Genomic DNA, 20322 nt, shown 5'->3' with positions numbered 1-20322 from the left:
GGGTCAGGCGCGGGTCGCCGCCAGCTCCACGACGGTGATGTCCGGCGGCGCCCCCACCCGTACCGGCGGGCCCCAGGCGCCGGCGCCGCGCGTGACGTAGAGCTGTGTGTCGCCGTAGCGCTCGAGTCCGGCGGCGGTCGGGTTCGCGAGCTCGGCCACGTAGTTGCCGGGCCACATCTGGCCGCCGTGGGTGTGCCCGGACAGCTGGAGATCCACGCCGTGGTCCACCGCGTCGTGGATCACCACGGGCTGGTGGGCGAGCAGCACACAGGCGCGGGCCGGGTCGCGATCGCCGAGCGCCGCCTTGAAGTCGGGGCCCTGGCCCTCGTCCTCGCCCGCGACGTCGTTCACCCCGGCGAGGTCGAAGCCGCCCAGCTCGGTGCGCTGGTTCTCCAGCGGCCGCAGCCCGAGCTCGCGTACGTGGTCGACCCACTGGGCCGCGCCGGAGAAGTACTCGTGATTGCCGGTGACGAAGTACGACCCATGGCGGGCGCGCAGCTCGCGCAGCGGCTCGGCGGCGGGGCCCAGATCCTCGACGCTGCCGTCGACGAGGTCGCCGACGACGGCGATCAGATCGGGGCTGGTGCGGTTGATCGTCTCCACGATCCGCCGGGTGTGGGCGCGGCCCAGGATCGGCCCGAGGTGGATATCGCTGACCACGGCGATCCGGAACCCGTGCGCCTGGCGCGGCAGCTTGGCCAGCGGCACGGTGACCCGCTTCAGGCGCGGACCGCGCAGCACGGTGTACGTCCCGTACCCCACGGTGCCCGCCGCCACGGCGGCCGCCCCGACAGCCACGGTCCGCGCGACGAACAGCCGCCGGGAGGGGGGCGGTGGCGCGTCAGTGGTCGCGGTCTCGGTCTCGGTCTCGGTCTCGGTGCGCACCGCCTCGTCCACAGCCACCGGCGTCCGCTCCATACAAGAGTCGGCGGGCGGTTCGGCGGGCGAGGCGATCGGCTCGGGCTCGGGCTGAGGCTGACCGGACCGGGCCGCGTCGCGCCGCTCCAGCCATCGGCGCAGCAGCGGCCGTACCGCCTCGCCCGCCAGCAGGGCGAGCGTCAGATACAGCACCAGCGCCAGCCACAGATACCCCGGCCAGGCCAGGGCCTGCTGCAGGGCGAAGGGCGCTCCGGCCCGCCCGGAGACCAGCGCGCCCACGCTGATCAGGGGCAGGACCGCCGCGGCGACCGTACCGGCGCGCCGGGCGCGCCCGCCCCGCGCCGTCGTATCGCGGACGAGCCGGCGCCACAGATACCAGTGGACGCCGGCCAGCAGGCCGACGATGGCAAGCGCCACGAGGGCGAAGAGCACGACCAACCCAGGTCCTCCCGTTCAGCGCTGCTGCTTTTCTGCGGCTTCAGCGGCGTCCTCGTGGCGCAGAGCGCGCAGCCCACGGAACCCGATCACGCCGATCCCCGTCCCCAAGAGAAACGAGGTGATCGCGAGCAGCAGATGCACCCAAAAGTACGCGGTGGGATCTCCGGCGTCGTCGAAAGCCAGCCCGCTGCTGTCCTTCCACAAGTTTTTGACAAAGGTGAACCAGATGGCCCAGCTCCAGACCCCGAAGGCGAGCAGGAACCAGGAAATGGGGCGGCTGAGCTTCATGCTTTCCAGTATGAACACGCATGGCGGACGTACCTCGCGCGGGTCGAACACTCGCAAGACCGCAGCCATTTCGCCCGGGGGTTCGACGGCCGGTACGTTCACAGGCGTGCCGACCTCCTCCCGCGCCCCCAAGCGGCGCACCGCCGCCCCCCTGGCCGCCTCCGCCGCCCTTCTCCTGGCCGCCCTGTTGTCCGCCGCCCCGGCCCAGGCCGCGCCGACCGCCGACCGCGACGACGACACCCCCAAGCCGCCCGCCAAGATGTCCGACGTGGGCGGCGAACGGCTCGGCCGCCCGGGCACCCAGGTCTCGCTGAAGGGCGGCGCGCCCGCGCTGCCCAAGGGGCTGAGCGGACTCTCCTGGATGGTGGCCGACGCCGAGTCCGGCGACGTACTCGCCGCGCACAACGCCCACTGGAAGCTGCCGCCCGCGTCGACCCTCAAGATGCTCTTCGCGGACACGGTGCTGCCCAAGCTCCCCAAGGACCGCGAGCACAAGGTGGCGCCGTCCGACCTGGCGGGCATGGGGGCGGGCAGCAGCCTGGTCGGGGTCAAGGAGAACCTGACCTACTCGGTGCACGATCTGTGGCTCGGTGTCTTCCTGCGCTCGGGCAACGACGCGGTGCATGTGCTGTCCGCGATGAACGGGGGCAAGGGGAAGACGGTCCAGGAGATGCAGGCGCACGCCGAGCAGCTGAACGCGCTCGACACGCATGTCGTCACCCCGGACGGCTACGACGAGAAGGGCCAGGTCAGCAGCGCGTACGACCTCACGCTCTTCGCCCGCTCGGGGCTGCAGAAGGCGGACTTCCGGGAGTACTGCTCGACGGCGACCGCGCAGTTCCCCGGGGAGTACAAGAAGGACAAGAAGAACAAGGGGAAGAAGAAGCGCGAGAGCTTCGCGATCCAGAACACCAACCGCCTGCTGACCGGCTACGAGGTCCCGCAGTACAAGGGCATCGCCGGGGTGAAGAACGGCTACACGACGCACGCTGGCTCCACCTTCACCGGGGTCGCGCAGCACGGCGACCGGGTGCTGCTGGTCACGGTCATGAACCCGCAGAAGGAGGAGGCCAACGAGGTATACAAGGAGACCTCGAAACTCTTCGACTGGGGCTTCAAGGCGGCCGACAAGATCGAGCCGGTGGGCACGCTCGTCCGGCCGGGCCCCAAGGGCCTGGAGAGCGGGTCCGGGTCGGACGGCGCCGGAGGCAGCGGGAAGAAGACCGGCGACCACGCCCAGGCGGCCGTCTCGCCCGGCGACGACGGCTCGGGCTCGGGCGGCATGTGGACGGCGGTCGGCGTCACGGGCGGCTCGCTGGTGCTGCTGGGCGGCGTGGCGTACGCGGTGCACCGGCGGTGGCCGCTGCCGGAGCTGGTACGGCGCCGCTCACGCGGCTGAGCACGCTCTGCTCGCAAGTCCCGACGTCAGGAGCGCTCGGGCTGGGGGATTTCCAGCCCGGGCCGCTCCGGCTCGGGGACGGGCTTGGTGGCGGTCCAGGCGGCGCAGTAGAGCGTCAGCTTGGCGGTGAAGTTGATCCACAGGAGCAGGGCGATGGGCACCCCGAAAGCCCCGTACATGCTCTTGGCCGCGACGTTCTGGAGGTAGCTGCTCAGCAGCAGTTTGAGCAGTTCGAGGCCGATCGCGCCGATGAGTGCCGCGACGACGACGCTCCTGCGGGGTGGCTGTACGCCGGGCAGCCAGGTCAGGACGTAGCACAGCAGCAGGAAGTCGGCGACGACGGCGGCCGCGAAGGCCGCCAGCCGCAGCAGCGAGCCGCCGGGCCCGTTCTCGGGGATGCCCAGATGGCGCGCGGTCCAGCCGACGGCGGTGACGGCGAAGCCGGACACGGCGAAGGAGGCGAGCGCGACGCCGCCGAGGCCGAAGAGCACGACGGCGTCCTTGAGCTTGCGCTTCACCGCGTTGCCGGGGTCCTCCTCCAGCTCCCACACCGCGCGCAGACACTCACGCAGCGAGCCCACCCAGCCGATGCCGGTGAACAGCAGCAGCACGCCGGCGACGATGCCGATGGTGGCGGCGTTCTCGATGAGGCCGCTGAGGTCGAGCTGGCCGGAGATCCCGGGGACCTGCTGGGCGAGCTTCTTCTCCAGCTGCCGCATCTGGTCCGCGCTGAGCGTCGCGGCGCCGATCGCGGCGGCGACGGTGATCAGAGGGAAGAAGGCGAGAAAGCTGATGAAGGTGATGGCGGCGGCGAGCCGGGTCCAGTGGACGCGCTCCAGCGTCTCGTACGAGCGGTATGCGTGGGTGTGCATCAGCCGGACGATCAGGGGGCCGATCACGGGCAGCCGGGTCAACCAGTCCATGATCAGCGAGTACCCTTCGGTCGGCTTCCAGTCCCCGGGGCGAGGAGGCCAGGGTCTCGCTACGACGGGCCGTCAGCCGGAATCGACTTGTCCGACACCCCGCTCATCACTCTTACGGACCGTTGGCCCTTACGGGCCCGTTGGCTCTTACGGGCCCGTTGGCTCTTACGGGCCCGTTGGCTCTTACGGGCCCGTTGGCTCTTACGGATCCGTTAGAGGGACGGCGCGGGCGGACGGCACAGGTTGACCTGGCGAGGGAGCACCGGGCCGGGGCCCGACGGGCCGGGTCCGTCGCCGAAGGGGTATTCGCGCTCCAGGCGCCAGACCCCGTCCGCGCCCTGCTGATAGAGCGCGAAGCCGTCGATCGTCCAGGCCGCCTCGAAGTCCTTCAACTCCGCGTACGCCCGGTCCATGGCCTCCTCGTCGATGCCATGGGCGATCGTGACATGCGGGTGGTACGGGAACTGCAGCTCACGGGCGCACGGCCCGGAGGCGACCCGCACCCGCTCCTGGAGCGCCGCGCACTCCTCGACGCCCTCGACGATCTTGACGTAGACGACCGGGGACAGCGGGCGGAAGGTGTCGGTGCCCTCCAGCCGCATCGTGAACGGCCGGCCCTCGGTCGCGACCGTCGCCAGATGGCGCTCGACGCCGGGCAGCGCCGAGGAGTCGACCTCGGTGGGCGGCAGCAGCGTGACGTGGGTGGGGATGCCATGAGCGGCAGGGTCGCCGAAGCCCGCGCGCCGCTGCTGCAGATAGCTGCCGTACGGCTCCGGGACCGCGATCGAAACGCCGAGCGTTACGGTCCCCACTGCGTTCTCCCTCCTGGCCCTCCCGGGCGTTGTGGGCCTGAGCCGCTGTATCCGGTGTCAGTGTGGCGGCTGGGCCGCCTTCGCGGCTAGGTTCGCCGGTCCATCGGCGCACGTACCCACGGCCCCCGCGAAGGGGGCGTTGGGACATCGGCCGGTGATCGAGGTGATCGAGTAGTGCCGATCAGTGCGAGTAGTGCCAGTGCTTGGCGGGTCAGTGCTTGGCGGGCAGGAAGCCCACCTTGTCGTAGGCGCGGGCCAGCGTGTCGGACGCGACGGCGCGGGCCTTCCCCGCACCCCTGGCCAGGATTCCGTCCAACGTCTCGGGGTCCGCGAGGTATTCCTGCGTACGCTCGCGGAAGGGGGTGACCCACTCGACCAGCACCTCGGCGAGCTCGGTCTTGAGCGCACCGTAGCCCTTGCCCTCGTACTTCCGCTCCAGGTCGGCGATCGTGGTGCCGGTGAGGGTGGAGTAGATGGTCAGCAGATTGCTGACGCCGGGCTTCTTCTCCTCGTCGTAGCGGATCTCGGTCTCGGTGTCCGTGACCGCGCTCTTGATCTTCTTCGCCGAGACCTTGGGCTCGTCCAGCAGGCTGATGATGCCCTTGGGCGTGGACGCCGACTTGCTCATCTTGATCGCCGGGTCCTGAAGGTCGTAGATCTTCCCGGTCTCCTTGACGATATGCGGAGCGGGAATGGTGAACGTGTCGCCGAAGCGCCCGTTGAAGCGCTCGGCGATGTCACGGGTCAGCTCGACGTGCTGGCGCTGGTCCTCGCCGACCGGGACATGGTTGGCCTGGTAGAGCAGGATGTCGGCGACCTGGAGGATCGGGTAGGTGAAGAGCCCGACAGTGGCCCGGTCCGCGCCCTGCTTGGCCGTCTTGTCCTTGAACTGGGTCATCCGGGACGCCTCGCCGAAGCCCGTCAGACAGTTCATCACCCAGGCGAGCTGCGCGTGCTCGGGCACATGGCTCTGGATGAAGAGGGTGCAGCGGTCCGGGTCGAGCCCGGAGGCGAGCAGCTGGGCGGCGGCGAGGCGGGTGTTGGCGCGCAGCGCCGCCGGATCCTGCGGCACGGTGATCGCATGCAGGTCCACGACCATGTAGAAGGCGTCGTGGGTCTCCTGCAGCGCGACGTACTGCCGGATCGCACCGAGGTAGTTCCCGAGGTGGAACGAGCCTGCGGTGGGCTGGATACCGGAGAGTGCACGGGGACGATCGAGGGCCATGGCACCCATTCTCTCAGGTGTGGAACCGGTCTCGGTCCGCCGGTGTATGAAAGGTGTGAGGACTCGTGAGAGGGCGCGGGAGGGGGACCTCGCCGTGCGGAAGACGGCAGGGGCGCGGTTGGCTGGGGCACTGTCGGCAGGGGCGCGGTCGGCAGGCGCGCGGTCGGTAGGCGCGCGGTCGGTAGGCGCGCGGTCGGCAGGGGCCGGGGCCGAGACGGCGTCGGCCGAAGCGGAGACGGCTTCGACCGAAGCGGAGATCATCGCGCGGGTGCGCGCCGGGGACACCGAGGCGTACGCGGAGCTGATGCGCGCACACGCACCGATCGCCCATCGCACCGCCGTGCTGCTCGGGGCGGGCCCCGACGCGGAGGACGTGGTGCAGGACGCCTTCGTCAAGGCGTATCTCGCCCTGGAGGGATTCCGGGACGGCGCGTCGTTCCGCCCATGGCTGCTGCGGATCGTGACCAACGAGACCAGCAACCTGCTCCGCTCGGCGCGCCGAATGCGCACGGCGGTGGGCCGGGAAGCGGCGCTGGGCGGCTGTGCCGGCCGCGGCGGATCCGAGCCGGCCATACCGGAATCCGCGGACCCGGCGGTGGCGGCGCTCGCGGGCGAGCGGCGGGCCCGACTGCTGGCCGCGCTGGACGAGCTGAGCGAGCCGCAGCGGCGGGTGGTCACCTACCGCTATCTGCTGGATCTGGACGAGTCGGAGACCGCGCAAGCGCTCGGCTGGCCGCGCGGCACGGTGAAGTCCCGGCTCAGCCGTGCGCTGAGGCGGCTGGAGGGGCTGGTGGCGGAGGAGGAAGGAAGGCGAGGAAGTGACGGAGAGGAACGCGGAAAGGACTGCGGAGAGGGGCTCGGGGTCGCCCGCGAAGGACACCGAGGCTGTGGCCCGGAGCGGGGACGGGGACGGGCACCTGCCCGACGAGTTGCGGGCGCTCGGGCGCGCGCTGGAGTCTCCCCCGCTGGGCGGGTCGCCGGTGGACGGAGAGACGCTGATCGAGCGGGTGATGGCGCGGATAGTGGGCGCTTCGGCGGCCGCCCCCGCGGCCGCTCCGGACCAGGACGGGCGGGTCCAGGTCCGGGCGGACGAGCAGTGGCGGGACCTGCCCGGCCTGACGGCCGGACAGGGCTCCGCGGACGACCAGCCCGGGCCCAGGCCGGAGGGCTTCCAGTCGGAAGGGGCCAGCCCGGACGAAGCCAGCCCGGACGGGATCAGCTCGGACGAAGCCATCCCGGACGAAGTCAGCCCGGACGGGATCAGCTCGGACGAAGCCATCCCGGACGAAGCCATCCCGGACGAGGCCATCCCGGACGAAGTCAGGCGGTCGGCAGACCGGGGGCGGGATAGGCGGCCATCAGCTCGGCGACCTCGGCCCTGATCTTGGCGAGCGTTTCCTCGTCGCCGCTCCCGGCGGCACCCACGCCCCGGTCGATCCACTCGGCGACGGTGGCCATGTGCTCGGTGCGCAGGCCGCGGGAGGTCAGGGAGGGGGTGCCGATCCGGATGCCGGAGGGGTCGAAGGGCTTGCGCGGGTCGAAGGGGACGGTGTTGTAGTTCACCACGATCCCGGCCTGGTCGAGCGCCTTGGCCGCGACCTTGCCCGGTACGTCCTTGGGCGTGAGGTCCATAAGGATCAGGTGGTTGTCGGTGCCGCCGGAGACCAGGTCGAAGCCTCGGGCGAGCAGGGCTTCGGCGAGGGCTTGGGCGTTGGCGACGATGGCGTGGGCGTACTCGCGGAAGGCGGGCTGGGCGGCCTCGTGCAGGGCGACGGCGATGCCCGCGGTGGTCTGGTTGTGCGGGCCGCCCTGCAGCCCGGGGAAGACGGCCTTGTCGATCGCCTTGGCATGGACCTCGCGCGACATCAGCATCGCGCCGCGCGGGCCGCGCAGCGTCTTGTGGGTGGTGGTGGAGACGACATCGGCATGCGGCACCGGGGAGGGGTGGGCGCCGCCCGCGATGAGTCCGGCGATATGAGCGATGTCGGCGACCAGCACCGCGTCCACCTCGCGGGCGATCTCCGCGAAGGCGGCGAAGTCGATGGTGCGGGGCACCGCCGTACCACCGCAGAAGATCACCTTGGGGCGCTCCTTACGGGCCAGGTCGCGCACCTCGTCGAAGTCGATCAGCCCGGTGTCCTGCCGCACCCCGTACTGGACACCGCGGAACCACTTGCCGGTGGCGGAGACGCCCCAGCCGTGGGTGAGATGGCCGCCCATGGGCAGCGACATGCCCATCACGGTGTCGCCGGGCTCGGCGAAGGCCAGGTAGACGGCGAGGTTGGCGGGCGAGCCGGAGTACGGCTGCACATTGGCGTGCTCGACCCCGAACACGGCCTTCGCGCGGTCCGCCGCCAGGGTCTCGACCTGGTCGATGACCTGCTGGCCCTCGTAATAGCGGCGGCCCGGGTAGCCCTCGCTGTACTTGTTCTGGAGCACCGTGCCGGATGCCTCCAGAACGGCGCTGGAGACATAGTTCTCGCTGGGGATCATGCGCAGGGTCTCCGCCTGCAGCCGCTCCTCCGCCCCCACCAGCGCGGCAAGCTCCGGGTCGGCCTCCGCCAACGCGGGATGGGGGAGGAAGGGGCCGGGGGAAGAGGCGGAGTCGGAATGGGAGAGAGGCTGGCTCATTGGTGTCCTCCGGGCGATCGGTCGGTTGGTCCGGTCGAAGTCCCGGGGTGCCCAGGCGGGCGGCACCTCGTGATGGTCGCAGCCGCACACCGCTTCCTCGTGGTCGCTTCCACGTTCGCCAGTCACGGCGTGCACGCACCCACTCTAGTCATGGCGCGGTTTCGGCCCAGCCGGGCGGCGGGGATGACGGGTCAGCTCGTACGCCCTGGAGGTGAACAGACTCGTGCTTGGGGCTCCCTGCGGCGTAGCGTGGATGAACCGTTCACCTGGTGGGGGTGACTATGCAGTACGCGAACGAGACGATCGGCGATCGAATCGGCCGGCTCCGTGAGCGACGGGAGCTGACGCAAGAGCAGCTTGCCGAGCACGCGAACGTGTCGGTGGACACCGTGCGGAAGCTTGAGCAGAACCGGCGACTGACGGCTCGGCTTTCCACACTGAACCAGCTGGCCCGCGCCCTGGATGTCGAGACATCGGCACTGGTCGGTCAGCCAACGACCTTCGAGGTGCGCTCCGATGGCGACACACCCTCCGTGCTCGCATTGAGACAGGCGGTCTCACCGCTGTCCGACCTGCTCGGCGAGGACCCCGACACGGAAGACCCACCCTCCGTAGGAGCGCTGCGCGCTTCGCTTCGCTCGACCGAGGTCATCCGTCGCGAGGGACGCATGGGTGAAATCGGTTCGCTTCTGCCTCAGCTCATCCGAGACGCCCGCGCTGCGGCCCGCGCCTACCACGGCAGCGACCAAGCAGCCGCCCATGCCGTCCTGGCCGAGGCATATCAAGTGGCGGCGACCACGCTCACAGCGCTGGGCAAGGAAGATGCCGCGTTCACCGCCATGGAGCGCGCTACGGAGGCGGCCAGACGCTCCGACGACCCCCACCTCGAATCCATTGGCGCCTCGACACTGGCATGGATCTTCACGAAGCAAGGGCGCCTTGAAGATGCCGAGCGCGTGGCACTGACGTATGCCGACCAGATCAACCCCGGCTTCCGCTCTCAGCCTGTTGATCTCTCGCTGTGGGGAATTCTGCTGTTGCGGGCGGCCACTGCGACCGTGCGTCAGGGCGAGGGCAAGTACGACAGGGTGAAGGAGCTCCTGAGGCTGTCAACGGGCGCCGCAGCAAGCATCGGAGCCGACCGCCTCGACTACGCCACTCCGTTCGGCCCAACCAACGCGGGTGTAGCGAAGGTGAATTTTCTGGTTGAGATGGAGCAAAGCGCCGATGCGGTAGCTACGGCCCGCACTGTGCAGGGCGTCGGATCGCTTCCACCGACGTGGCGGGCTCGGTTTCATGTGGATCGCGCCCTGGCGTACTCCGATCTCCACCGGGATGCGTCGGCCGTCCGCGCCCTGCTGAAAGCTGAGGAAGACGCGCCCGAGTGGATGAGGTACCACGGCACCGCGCGGCAGCTCGTGGCCGAGCTGCGCAGCCGGGAGCGGCGCCGCACCTCTCCGGTAACGCAACTCGCAGACCGTCTTCACCTGGACGGATAGGGCATCGCGTCCTACCCGGGTGCGAAAGTAGGACGGCTCGTCACTGTCTGCTTGCGCGCGGTGCCCCTAAGTTGCGCCCACTGGACAGCGGCCCGATCGCGCGACCCCCGCCAGGGCAGACCGGCGCCGCCTACGCATGACAAGGGGCGCACATGCCGACCAAAGTCGAACCATGGACACCGCCAAGCGGCCGCAACGCGCAGTTGCAGGCCGCTGGTCAATGGTGGGACGTCGTACGCGTCCCACGCTTCATCGGTGAACAGGCCCTGGAACTGCTCGGCGACGACGTGGGCGCGGTCATCGAGAATCCCTTCGACGGGGTGCTGTGCTGGCTCATCGCTCCCCGGGCAGCCGCCGCGTGGGACATGAGTGCGCTGCCCAGCATCCAGGTCTGGGGAGCGACCGCCTATATCGAGGTGCCCGCCATCGGCTCCCGTAGGGGGCCCGGGGTGCGTTGGCGCGTACCGCCCCGGCACACCCGGCATCTCACCGACCCGACGGCTCTCCTCGCCGCGCTGAAGATCGCCACCAGCGCGGCGCTCGGCCCACGTGAAGGGGCCACCCGGTGACCGAATGCTGCTATCGCTGCGACAAGCCCACCCGCGAACCGATCACCCTGCTGCGCGCGTCGGCCTCCGGGCCCGGCTGTCTGCGCCACCTGTGCCCGGACTGCGACCGCCAACGGCCGCACCCCGACGCCGACCTCTACGACGTGCTGGTCACCCTGCAGCGCGAGAGGCAGACGAGGTGACCGTCCCGGTGGGCGCCCGGCAGATGTCCCCGTACTGCGCGCTGTATACGGCCGAGCCCGACACCACGCCGGCCGAGATCCACGCGTTCTGCAAGGGACCTGGCGAAGTCCGGCTGAAGCCGGTACCGCCCGCCACTCACGGAGTGCTCATCATGACCGTCCGCTGTGGCTGCGACTGCCACAAGACGCCGCCCGTCGAGGTGCTGAAGGCGGACGCCACCTAGACCGGTGGGCCGCTCGGTGGCCCACCCCACCTTCGCCCCGGCCTCCCGCTTGCAGGCCAGTGGGCCGGGACGAGGACCGCGCAACCACGCGGAGACACCCCTGCGCACCTGAACACACAGGAGCAGCCCATGCGATTACAGCACGCCGTCCAACTCCAGGACCCGGACGACCGCGACACCATGCCCGACACCGACACCCCAACATCCGGCGGCCAGACGCCCGGCGACTCCGACGACGGACGCCAGTACGCGAGGTAACCCGCGCCAGGCGCCGTAGCCAGACCGCGGCCCCGTCCTCAGACCGCCCCCGCCGCAGGGCGGGGCCGCTCCCCACCACACCGGAGCCCCCCACATGACCCCACCGCCCCCACCCATGCCTGATCACTGGCACTGCTACCGCTGGACCGGAGAACGCCGAACCTATGATGACGAGTCCGCGCGTCGGCCGCCTCATCTCGTCGTCCAGAACATGTCGCCCCAGGAGTGGAAGCAGATCGCGTCCGCCAGCCCCGCTTTCATGGCAAGCGACGTACCGCCCCTGGAGGTAGCGCACTGGCTGCTGCGACCAGCCAGAACGATCAAGGCGACCTTCGAGGAGCCAGAGAAGGCCTCGGCCTGGTACCGAGACCAGGTCACCGACCTGGCCCCCTCCTTCATGACCGACCACGACAAGAACCCCACCCGGCAAGCCGAACGCTTCGCCGCCGCCGATGACCGGCTCAGCTGGGGCGGGGACGTCGTCGGCGGGTGGTATCTGCGGGGGACAGGATTCGCCTCGGTCCAGGTGGTCGCTTGCAGCGCGAACCGGACCCGCCCGACCATCCCCTGCCCGATATTCCCCTAGCTACCGCCGGAAGATCCCACCGGATGCCTCGCCCGGAAAGGCCGATGGCCCCCGCGGGGGCGGGGGCCATCGGGGCGGGAAGCCGGGGGGAGGCGGCTCCCCGGGTCTGTGGGCCGGGTTGGTCGGCCGGTCGTCAGCCGGGGGTGTTAGTCGGGTGGGTTAGTTGGGCGGGTTAGTCGAGGGCGTTGGACAGGTCGCTCTGCCAGTAGGTGACCTTGGCGCTGTTGTCGATGTAGACGGAGCCGCCGGGGAGTTCGACGGACTTGGAGTCGTCGGAGCCTTCGAGGAAGACCTCCAGGGAGGTGGCCTTGTAGCCGTTCTGGCCCGAGCCGTCGGCGGACGAGGTGCGGATTCCGGCGTACGCGGTCTCGCCGGGGGCGAGGGTGACCACGGCCTGCGGCTTGCTGTCCTCGTACACCGGGGTGGCGGCCTGGGCGTCCTCGCCGAACTTCAGGACCGGGTAGCCGGGCATGTTGCAGTCCACGCCCGCATGGTTGTTCACCTCGAGCACCATGTAGTTCACCGGCCGCTGAACCGACTTGACGCCGACCGTCAGCTTGTTGATGTCACAGGGGCCGATCTCCTGCTCCGAGCCACCCGAGCCCTTGGCGCCGTCCTCGGACGACCCGGCCTGCTCGGTGCCGCCACCCTTCTTCGCGCCGCCCGCGGCGTCGAGGCGCTGATCGCTGTGCTCGGCCGGAGCCTCGCTCTTGGTGCCGGTGCCCTCGTTGCTGTTGCAGGCGGTGAGGGTGAGGGCGGCGACCGCGGTCAGGCCGACCGCGGCCAGACGCAGGGTACGGGCGCGGCGGGCGGTGAAGGCGGTGATCGACATGGTGGGTTCCCCCCAGATGGACTTGGCCGTTTCCGGTGTGTCTTTCTCGGTACGGCTCAAGCCTCTCGTCCCCCGCTGTCGTGCCACTGCCGCCCGGCTGCCGAGCCGCTAACGTCCCACTAACGCCCCGCGGACCCGCGCTCTACTGCCAGGTCGCGGTGTCGGGGTCGATGCTGTGGGCGCGTGCGCTGGCGTCGATGATGCGGCGGAACCACGTGGCAAGGCCGGCGCGGATGCCGTCGTAGTGGGCGGCGAATCCCGGATCGGCCTCGTACATGCGGCCGAGACAGACCTGCATCTGTCTGGTCAGGGGAAAATATGAAGCAAAGACTTCGCGGTGCCTCTCGACGAGTTGATTCGCTTCCGGGCTACCAGGTGTGACACCGGCGTCCATCGCGTCCCCGAGGGCGCGGTCGAGGCCGGCAACGGCGTCGGCGACGGTCTGCCATTCCTCCGGGCCGCGAGAGGCTGAGCGTTCGGCGTACTGCCGCCATTGCGTCGTGTCTCCGTAGCGCTGACGGGCTTGGGCGGGCGAGTCCGGGTTCCACTGGGGGCCGAAGATCGCGGCCTGCTGCTCGACGGTCAGCAGCAGGCCGCGCTCGTGGGCGTCGATCATCCGGTCCAGTCCGGCGCTGAGTTGCTGGAGGCGGTCGATCCGTGTCGCGACCTGGGTGCGCTGCGCGCGCAATGCGCCGGGCACGTCCGCGGTCGAGTCGTCCAGGATGGCCCCGATCCTGTCCAGGCCGAGACCGAGCTCACGGTAGACGACGATGCGGTGCAGGCGTTCCAGATCACCAGCGGTGTAGAGCCGGTATCCGGCAGCCGTGCGCAGCGACGGTCGCGCCAGACCGATCTCATCCCAGTGGTGCAGCGCGCGGACTGTCACGCCCAGACGCGTCGCGACCTGGCCGACGGTCAGGCCGTCGGCGTCAATGGCGTCAGCGGCATCAGGCATGCTCCTCATTGTCGCCGTCGTTGTCGCCGTGGCCGTCGCCCGGTGGGGTGATCCCGATGGCTGCAAGGTTCCGCGCCTCCTGGCTGGCCGGATCAAAGGGCTTGGCCGCGGTGAAAACGATCCGTGCGTTCTCGGGGGTGATCACCTCCACATCGCGGGTGTTCCAGGGAGTGTCCCGTGGACCGTCGACCGAGTTCGGGCGCAGCGCACGGCATGCCTCGGCAAGGGAATCGACCTGGCTGAGCACGCCCGAGAAACTGAAGCTCATCGCTGGTGGCTGCTCCGGAACGCTCGCCGCCGTGACGAGGAGTACGTCCTGGAACGCCCACCGGCGCAGATGCACAAGCCTGCCGGGGATGCTGAACAGCTCGAAGAATCCGAGCCCACGAATCCAGAAGTCCACCGACGCCGCCAAATCGCTCGTGGGGATCGTCACGAACGCGGGCATTCCGTAGATGCCACGGAACGGCTCCGGCGGAACCGCGTCCGGGCCGGGATCGGGCACAGGGCTCATCTCAAACGCGTTGTAGTAGTCGCTCATGCACCCCACCCTCCGGCCTCACGCAACGTGAGGGTCAAGCCGGATTCGCCCGACGATCCCCTGCCCGATGAGCCGCCCTCATCCGCTCAGCCATTGCTCGATCTCAGCGCCGATCTTCGCCTTCAACTCCACGGGAGCGAAGCTGCCCTCGACCGAGGCGCGGGCCAAATTCGCCAGTTCGGCGTCGCTGTACCCGAAAATCTCCCGGGCGCGCTGGTACTCCGCCGCCAGCGACGTCTCCCCGTCGGTGTTCACGGTGACCGTCAGACCGGCCTCGACCAGGCGCGGCAGCGGGTGCTGCGCCAGTGACGGCACCAGGCCGAGCAGGACGTTGGAGGAGGGGCAGACCTCCAGCGGCACACGGCGTCTCCGCAGCTCGGCCACCAGGTCCGGATCCTCCAGTACGCGGATGCCGTGGCCGATCCGCTCCGCATGCCCCACCGTCAGGGCCTCCCGGACACTGTCCGGGCCGGCCGTCTCCCCGGCATGGTGCACCAGGTGCAGCCCCGCCTCGCGGGCGGCCTGGAGTACGTCGGCGAAGGGCGCCGCCGGGTAGGACTCGTCTCCCGCGAGGCCGATGGCGATCACCTGCGGGTACCGGGTGGCCAGCTTGAGGCTGTGCCACAGCCGCTCGACGGGGCGGCGGCGCGAGTGGTCCAGGATCACCCGGGTCTGGATGCCGTACCGTTCCGCGCCGGTGGCCAGTCCCTCCAGCACGGCTTGCAGCGGCATCTCCGGATCGCCGACGCGCTCGCCGTGGGCCGCGGCGGTGAAGGTGACCTCCGCGTAGCGGACGCCCTGGCCCGCCTCGTCCTGGCAGAACTCCTCGGCGATACGGCGGAAGTGCCGATGGTCGCGCAGCAGCGCGCGCACCGCGGCCCGCTGGTCGGCGAACTCCCGGAAACTGGTGAACGGCCGGTCCTGGGCGGGCGGCTCGCCTCCCAGCTCGCGGATCGTTGTAGGACGGACGGTGCTTTCCAGGTGGGTGTGCAGATGGGCCTTGGGCAACAGGCGTAGATCTCTCACGGCAGGACCCTAAGCAGTCGGGGGCCCGCGGCGCCGACATTATCTGGCCGCCGCCACGGCCGGGCGTCGGCCCGCTCCCGCGGGCCAGCCCCGCGCCGTAAAGTTTCTTCGCAAACCACCCGGGCGACGATAGAAAAGAGCACAGATCAGCGCCGACACCGAACGGAGCATGATTTTGACCTCAACGGAACGCGCCATCGCCGCCGCCGAGGCACACAGCGCGCACAACTACCATCCGCTTCCGGTCGTCGTCGCGTCCGCGGAGGGCGCCTGGATGACCGATGTCGAGGGGAGGCGGTACCTCGACATGCTCGCCGGGTACTCCGCGCTCAACTTCGGGCACGGCAACCGGCAGCTGATCGACGCCGCGAAGGCCCAGCTGGAGCGGGTCACGCTCACCTCCCGCGCGTTCCATCACGACCGCTTCGCCACTTTCTGCTCACAGCTGGCCGAGCTGTGCGGCATGGAGATGGTGCTGCCCATGAACACGGGGGCGGAGGCGGTGGAGACGGCCGTGAAGACCGCACGGAAGTGGGGCTACCGCGTCAAGGGGGTCCCGGACGGCCGGGCGAAGATCATCGTCGCGGACAACAACTTCCACGGCCGAACGACCACCATCATCAGCTTCTCCACCGACCCCGAGGCCCGGGCCGACTTCGGTCCGTATACGCCGGGCTTCGAGATCGTGCCGTACGGCGATCTGGCCGCGATGGAGGCAGCCCTGGACGCCGCCGGCGAGGACGCGGTGGCGGTGCTGCTGGAGCCGATCCAGGGCGAGGCGGGGGTGCTGGTGCCACCGGCCGGGTATCTGGCCGGGGTCAGGGAGCTGACCCGGGCGCGGAATGTGCTGTTCATCGCGGATGAGATCCAGTCCGGCCTGGGGCGTACCGGCAAGACCTTCGCCTGTGAGCACGAGGGCGTGGTCCCGGATGTGTATGTGCTGGGCAAGGCGCTCGGCGGCGGTGTGGTGCCGGTGTCGGCGGTGGTGTCGTCCCATGAGGTGCTTGGCGTGTACCGGCCGGGCGAGCACGGTTCGACCTTCGGCGGCAATCCGCTGGCCTGCGCGGTAGCGCTGGAGGTCATCGCCATCCTGCGGACCGGTGAGTTCCAGCAGCGGGCGGCGGAGCTCGGCGAGCATCTGCACAGCGAGCTGGGGCTGCTGGTGGACAGCCCGGCGCACCGCAGCGGCGGCGTACGGGCCGTACGCGGGCGGGGGCTGTGGGCGGGGGTGGACATCGACCCCTCGTACGGCACCGGGCGGCAGATCTCGGAGAAGCTGATGGACCGGGGCGTGCTGGTCAAGGACACCCACGGCTCCACGATCCGGCTCGCGCCCCCGCTGGTGATCAGCAAGGAGGACCTGGACTGGGGCCTGGACCAGCTGCGGGCCGTCCTGGCCGGGTGAGCGCCCCCGCCTGACCGACTGACCGACTGACCGACTGACCGAGCTGACGGAGCTGACGGAGGGCCGTCGGCCGCCCCGCAGCGCTCGGCGGCCCTCCGGAGGATCACCTCTCAGGGATTCGCAGCTCCCAGCCCGTCGATCATCAGGCCGATCGTGAAGTCGAAGCGGTCGTGGACCGTTCCGGCCGTGAGCTCGGCGGCGTAGCGCTTGGTCTGCGGGAACGTATCGGGCAGTGCGGCGAATCGGCCCAGTAGTTCATCGCGGCTGACGACCCAGTCGTCGTCGCTGCGGCTGAGCCGCTTGTTCGCCAGCGAGAGCTCGAGGCTGTAGGCGTTGACGTAGAGCGACAGTGAGTCGATCGCCCAGGCGGCAGCCTGCGGGGCGATGCCCCCGGCGAGCAGGATGGCGAGCATTCCCTCGCTGACGCGCAGCGTGTCCAGATTGGACGGAGCGGCGGCGAAGGCCGCCTGGGAGATTCCCGGGTAGCGCAGATACTGGTCGCGCAGTTGGGAACAGACGCTGATGATCTGCTGCCGCCAGCCGGCGGGGTCCGGTTCGGGCAGGTCGATCTCGGCGCAGAGACGGCCGAGGAGCAGTTCGTCCAGGTCCTCTTTGTTGACGACATGGGCGTAGAGCGACGACGGTCCCGTCTCCAGCACGGCGGCCAGGCGCCGCATCGTCAGGGCTTCGTATCCCTCTTTCTCCACGATGCCGAACGCGGTGCTGATGATGGCGTCGACCGTGATCGGCTTCTTGCGCCCGCCGGACGGTCCACGCCGGGCCGCTGGTGCGCTCGAACCGGTGCCGAGTTGGTGCCGCGCTGCGCGCCGTTCCTGCGGAGTCGGTGACATACGGGCAGTCTAGCGAATCGACGAACAGTGTTCTGCATCACTAAGAACGGTGTTCGTGTTGCCTAGAACACCGTTCTGCCGTAGAACGGTGTTCGTGTCCATTGACCAGCGCGTATCTCAAGCGCCCACCCCAAGCACCCTGCCTCTGCGCACCGCATGGCTCGTCCTGGCCGTCGTGGTCCTGGCCGACATCATGGATCTGATCGACTCGAGCATCGCCAACCTCGCCGGCCCGTCCATCCGCGCCGATCTCGGCGGCGGCGAGGTGACGGTGCAGTGGGTGCTGAGCGCCTACACCGCGGCCTTCGCCCTCGGCCTGGTCACCTCAGGACGGCTCGGGGACCTGCTCGGGCGCCGACGGCTGTTCCTGCTCGGCATGACCGGCTTCACCCTGGCCTCGCTGGCCTGCGGCCTCGCCCCCAACGCGGTCTTCCTGATCGTCGCCCGCACGCTGCAGGGCCTGTGCGGGTCGGTCATGATCCCGCAGGGGCTGGCCCTGGTGAAGGTCGTGTTCCCGCCCCAGCATCTGCGCAAGGCACTGACCCCGGTCGGCCCGCTGATGGGCCTGACCATGGTGGCCGGGCCCATCCTGGCCGGCTGGCTGCTCCACCTGGACCTGTTCGGCAGCCAGTGGCGCTCCATCTTCCTGATCAACGTCCCGTTCGGCATCATCGCCGCCGTACTCGGCCGGCGTGTGCTGCCCCGCCACGGCGGCGAGGACCCGGCCGCCCGCCTCGACCTCACCGGCGTCGGCCTGCTCACCGCGGCCTCGGCGCTGCTCATCATCCCGCTCATCCAGGGACGCGAACTCGGCTGGCCCGCCTGGACGTACGTCATGATGGCCGCCGCGGTCGTTCTGCTCGCGCTGTTCGTCGTCTCCCAACGGCGCAGCGAGCACCCGGTCATCACCCCGTCGCTGTTCCGCAAGCGCAGCTTCGTCGTCGGCCTGGTGATCGTGGCCGGCTTCTACGCATCACTCAGCGTGTTCGTCCTCGTCATCAACCTGCTGCTGCAGCAGGGCATGCACTGGACACCGCTGCGCACCGGCCTCACGCTGATCCCCTGGGCCCTCGGCACCGCCGTCGCCGTCCTGCTCGCGGGTGCCGTGCTCGCCGAGAAGCTGGGACGCGCAAGCCTGCACCTGGGGCTGTCCATCGCCGTCGTCGGCCTGCTGGCGCTGTGGTGGTCCATCGCCCACTGGGGCGCCGACATCACCGTCTGGAAGCTGGCGCCCGCGCTGCTGTTCGCCGGATTCGGCTCCGGGCTGGTGTTCGTCCCCCTGGTCGATTTCATCATCGGCGATGCCACCGCCGAAGAAGTCGGCACCGGCGCCGGCCTGCTCAACGCCGTCCAGCAGTTCGCCGGCGCCATCGGCGTCGCCGCCCTCGGCACGGTGTTCTTCGCCCGGGTCGGGCACCCGTCCGTCCATTCCTGCTTCGCCGCCGCGGAACTGGTCTTCGGCATCGCCGCGGGCCTGAATTTCCTGACGCTGCTGCTGGTGGGCCTGCTGCCCAAGCACGCCCAGCAGGCGCACGGCTGAGCCTGAACTGTCAGAGGATCACATGTGGCAGAAAGCGCGCGTATTCGTCGGTGATCAGCCCCGCCGACTCGCGGATGCCGAGCCCCGCCGACTCCCCCTCGACGACCCAGGTCCCGAGCACCACCCGGTTGCCGTCGAAGTCGGGCAGCGGCGCCAACTCCTGGTAGCAGCAGGCCTCGTCCCGTACGACGGGCTCCGCGCCCGCCCGGTGCACCGTGACGCCCGCGCCCTCCCGGCCCAGCAGCGGCTTGGCGACGTACCCGGTGGTGCGGGCCAGCTCGCGGGGGCCGTCGAGGTAGGCGGGCAGCAGGTTGGGGTGGCCGGGGAACAGCTCCCACAGGACGGCCAGCAGCGCCTTGTTGGACAGCAGCATCTTCCAGGCCGGCTCGATCCACAGGGTGGAGCCGGTGCCGCCGCCGTTGTCGAGCGTGTCCAGCGCATACGGGCCGAACCGGTCGGTGGCCAGCCACTCCCAGGGGTAGAGCTTGAAACAGGCCCGGATGAAGCGGAACCGCTTGTCGACGAAGCGGCCCGAGAGACGGTCCCAGCCGATGTCCTCCATCGAGATCGCCTCGGTGCGCAGCCCGGCCTGCTCGGCGGTCTCGCGCAGATACGCGACCGTCATCAGGTCCTCGCCCAGCTCGTCCCCGGCCGAGTGCGCGAAGTACAGCGGCGCGCCCGGCGGCAGCAGCGCCGCCTGCCGCTTCCAGGCGTCGACCAGCCGCTCGTGCAGCGAGTTCCACTGGTCGGCGCCGGGGAAGCGGTCCTCCATCCAGAACCACTGGGCGCTGGCCGCCTCCACCAGCGAGGTGGGCGTATCCGCGTTGTACTCCAGCAGCTTGGCCGGGCCGCCCGGGCCCCCGTCGTAGCGCAGGTCGAACCGCCCGTACACGCTGGGCTGTTCGGACCGGCGGCGCCAGGACTCGGCGACCAGGTCGGCCAGCCGCGGATCGTCGATGCCCAGGTCGGCGAAGCGGTCCGCCTCGACGATGTGCTCGGCCGCGGCCAGGCACATCCGGTGCAGCTCCTCGACGACCTCTTCGAGCGCCTCGACCTGGGGGAGGGAGAACTCGTAGTAGGCGCTCTCGTCCCAGTACGGGCGCAGCGAGCCATCGGGGTAGCGGGTCAGCGGATAGATGACGCCCTGTTCCTCGACGATGGGCTGCCAGTCGGGGCGCGGGGTGAGGGTGTGACGCTTCATGGTCTGGCCTTCATGGTCTGGCCTTCAGGTCTAGCCTTCATGGCCCGGCCTTCAGGTC

22 protein-coding genes, 1 pseudogene and 1 riboswitch are annotated in these 20322 nt (G+C 70.1%); of the genes and pseudogenes, 11 read left to right on the top strand and 12 right to left on the bottom strand.

Going from position 1 to position 20322, the window contains the following annotated elements; genetic code table 11:
• Nucleotides 1–3: 3 nt before the first annotated feature.
• A complete protein-coding gene (locus ACH4U7_RS25540; protein WP_398530150.1) occupies nt 4–1317 on the bottom strand; it encodes a metallophosphoesterase in 1314 nt (437 codons plus the stop codon).
• 15 nt (nt 1318–1332) lie between these two features.
• Entirely contained in the window at nt 1333–1605 is a 273-nt protein-coding gene (locus ACH4U7_RS25535; protein WP_398530149.1) for an SCO4848 family membrane protein, read from the bottom strand.
• A 106-nt stretch (nt 1606–1711) separates the two neighbouring features.
• Between ACH4U7_RS25535 and ACH4U7_RS25530 the strand changes: the two genes are divergently transcribed.
• A complete protein-coding gene (locus tag ACH4U7_RS25530; RefSeq protein ID WP_398530148.1) occupies nt 1712–3004 on the top strand; it encodes a D-alanyl-D-alanine carboxypeptidase family protein in 1293 nt (430 codons plus the stop codon).
• A 26-nt stretch (nt 3005–3030) separates the two neighbouring features.
• Here the strand turns inward: ACH4U7_RS25530 and ACH4U7_RS25525 are convergent, their stop codons facing one another.
• The 3 genes from ACH4U7_RS25525 to trpS all read right to left on the bottom strand — a co-directional run bounded on the left by ACH4U7_RS25525 (nt 3031) and on the right by trpS (nt 5964).
• Nucleotides 3031–3927: a YihY/virulence factor BrkB family protein gene (locus ACH4U7_RS25525; protein ID WP_398530147.1), complete on the bottom strand. Its 897-nt coding sequence runs from the start codon at nt 3925–3927 to the stop codon at nt 3031–3033.
• A 212-nt stretch (nt 3928–4139) separates the two neighbouring features.
• The gene (locus tag ACH4U7_RS25520; RefSeq protein WP_398530146.1) at nt 4140–4739 is read right to left on the bottom strand and encodes a 2'-5' RNA ligase family protein; all 600 of its coding nucleotides are present in this window, start codon (nt 4737–4739) and stop codon (nt 4140–4142) included.
• Nucleotides 4740–4950: 211 nt separating this feature from the next.
• Entirely contained in the window at nt 4951–5964 is a 1014-nt protein-coding gene (trpS, locus tag ACH4U7_RS25515; protein WP_398530145.1) for a tryptophan--tRNA ligase, read from the bottom strand.
• A gap of 256 nt (nt 5965–6220) precedes the next feature.
• Here trpS and ACH4U7_RS25510 point away from each other — a divergent pair.
• Nucleotides 6221–6796: pseudogene (locus ACH4U7_RS25510) on the top strand (RNA polymerase sigma factor); the annotation flags it as partial.
• The gene (locus tag ACH4U7_RS25505; RefSeq protein ID WP_398530254.1) at nt 6783–7346 is read left to right on the top strand and encodes a hypothetical protein; all 564 of its coding nucleotides are present in this window, start codon (nt 6783–6785) and stop codon (nt 7344–7346) included. The pseudogene ACH4U7_RS25510 and the gene ACH4U7_RS25505, both read left to right, overlap by 14 nt.
• Here the strand turns inward: ACH4U7_RS25505 and glyA are convergent.
• The gene (glyA, locus tag ACH4U7_RS25500; protein ID WP_398530144.1) at nt 7285–8595 is read right to left on the bottom strand and encodes a serine hydroxymethyltransferase; all 1311 of its coding nucleotides are present in this window, start codon (nt 8593–8595) and stop codon (nt 7285–7287) included. The genes ACH4U7_RS25505 and glyA overlap by 62 nt on opposite strands.
• A gap of 42 nt (nt 8596–8637) precedes the next feature.
• A riboswitch (ZMP/ZTP riboswitch) is annotated at nt 8638–8731 on the bottom strand.
• A 145-nt stretch (nt 8732–8876) separates the two neighbouring features.
• Between glyA and ACH4U7_RS25495 the strand changes: the two genes are divergently transcribed.
• The 6 genes from ACH4U7_RS25495 to ACH4U7_RS25470 all read left to right on the top strand — a co-directional run bounded on the left by ACH4U7_RS25495 (nt 8877) and on the right by ACH4U7_RS25470 (nt 11913).
• Nucleotides 8877–10094: a helix-turn-helix domain-containing protein gene (locus ACH4U7_RS25495; protein ID WP_398530143.1), complete on the top strand. Its 1218-nt coding sequence runs from the start codon at nt 8877–8879 to the stop codon at nt 10092–10094.
• A gap of 152 nt (nt 10095–10246) precedes the next feature.
• Complete coding sequence (locus ACH4U7_RS25490; protein WP_398530142.1) at nt 10247–10663, top strand: hypothetical protein; 417 nt, start codon at nt 10247–10249, stop codon at nt 10661–10663.
• Nucleotides 10660–10845, top strand: a complete 186-nt coding sequence (locus tag ACH4U7_RS25485; protein ID WP_398530141.1) for a hypothetical protein — start codon at nt 10660–10662, stop codon at nt 10843–10845. The genes ACH4U7_RS25490 and ACH4U7_RS25485 overlap by 4 nt, the downstream gene beginning before the upstream one ends.
• Nucleotides 10842–11069: a hypothetical protein gene (locus tag ACH4U7_RS25480; RefSeq protein ID WP_398530140.1), complete on the top strand. Its 228-nt coding sequence runs from the start codon at nt 10842–10844 to the stop codon at nt 11067–11069. The genes ACH4U7_RS25485 and ACH4U7_RS25480 overlap by 4 nt, the downstream gene beginning before the upstream one ends.
• Nucleotides 11070–11198: 129 nt before the next feature.
• Nucleotides 11199–11327 (top strand): hypothetical protein, encoded by a 129-nt coding sequence (locus tag ACH4U7_RS25475; protein WP_398530139.1) that lies wholly within the window; start codon nt 11199–11201, stop codon nt 11325–11327.
• Between the two features lie 259 nt (nt 11328–11586).
• Nucleotides 11587–11913, top strand: coding sequence for a hypothetical protein (locus ACH4U7_RS25470; protein ID WP_398530138.1), 327 nt, complete (start codon nt 11587–11589; stop codon nt 11911–11913).
• Between the two features lie 172 nt (nt 11914–12085).
• On the opposite strand, the gene ACH4U7_RS25465 is transcribed toward ACH4U7_RS25470, so the two are convergent.
• The 4 genes from ACH4U7_RS25465 to add all read right to left on the bottom strand — a co-directional run bounded on the left by ACH4U7_RS25465 (nt 12086) and on the right by add (nt 15267).
• Nucleotides 12086–12745, bottom strand: coding sequence for a DUF4232 domain-containing protein (locus ACH4U7_RS25465; protein ID WP_398530137.1), 660 nt, complete (start codon nt 12743–12745; stop codon nt 12086–12088).
• A 142-nt stretch (nt 12746–12887) separates the two neighbouring features.
• Nucleotides 12888–13700, bottom strand: a complete 813-nt coding sequence (locus ACH4U7_RS25460) for a MerR family transcriptional regulator (RefSeq protein WP_398530136.1) — start codon at nt 13698–13700, stop codon at nt 12888–12890.
• Nucleotides 13693–14241 carry a VOC family protein gene (locus ACH4U7_RS25455; protein ID WP_398530135.1) on the bottom strand — a complete coding sequence of 183 codons (549 nt, stop codon included), beginning with the start codon at nt 14239–14241 and terminating at the stop codon, nt 13693–13695. The genes ACH4U7_RS25460 and ACH4U7_RS25455 overlap by 8 nt, the downstream gene beginning before the upstream one ends.
• 78 nt (nt 14242–14319) lie before the next feature.
• Nucleotides 14320–15267: an adenosine deaminase gene (add, locus tag ACH4U7_RS25450; protein WP_398530134.1), complete on the bottom strand. Its 948-nt coding sequence runs from the start codon at nt 15265–15267 to the stop codon at nt 14320–14322.
• A 175-nt stretch (nt 15268–15442) separates the two neighbouring features.
• Here add and rocD point away from each other — a divergent pair, with 175 nt between their 5' ends.
• On the top strand, nt 15443–16672 hold the full coding sequence (rocD, locus tag ACH4U7_RS25445; RefSeq protein ID WP_398530133.1) for an ornithine--oxo-acid transaminase: 1230 nt from the start codon (nt 15443–15445) through the stop codon (nt 16670–16672).
• Between the two features lie 110 nt (nt 16673–16782).
• Here rocD and ACH4U7_RS25440 read toward each other — a convergent pair whose 3' ends face one another.
• Complete coding sequence (locus ACH4U7_RS25440) at nt 16783–17523, bottom strand: TetR/AcrR family transcriptional regulator (RefSeq protein WP_398530132.1); 741 nt, start codon at nt 17521–17523, stop codon at nt 16783–16785.
• Between the two features lie 94 nt (nt 17524–17617).
• Between ACH4U7_RS25440 and ACH4U7_RS25435 the strand changes: the two genes are divergently transcribed.
• Entirely contained in the window at nt 17618–19063 is a 1446-nt protein-coding gene (locus tag ACH4U7_RS25435) for a DHA2 family efflux MFS transporter permease subunit (RefSeq protein ID WP_398530131.1), read from the top strand.
• 10 nt (nt 19064–19073) lie between these two features.
• Here ACH4U7_RS25435 and ACH4U7_RS25430 read toward each other — a convergent pair whose 3' ends face one another.
• Nucleotides 19074–20264 (bottom strand): glutathionylspermidine synthase family protein, encoded by a 1191-nt coding sequence (locus ACH4U7_RS25430; protein WP_398530130.1) that lies wholly within the window; start codon nt 20262–20264, stop codon nt 19074–19076.
• Nucleotides 20265–20322 lie beyond the last annotated feature (58 nt).

Source organism: Streptomyces sp. NPDC020845 (assembly GCF_044334165.1).
In the GTDB taxonomy this organism is placed as follows: domain Bacteria; phylum Actinomycetota; class Actinomycetes; order Streptomycetales; family Streptomycetaceae; genus Streptomyces.
The sequence above is the reverse complement of the archived record's forward strand: the minus strand, read 5'-3'. Positions and strand labels throughout refer to the sequence as shown.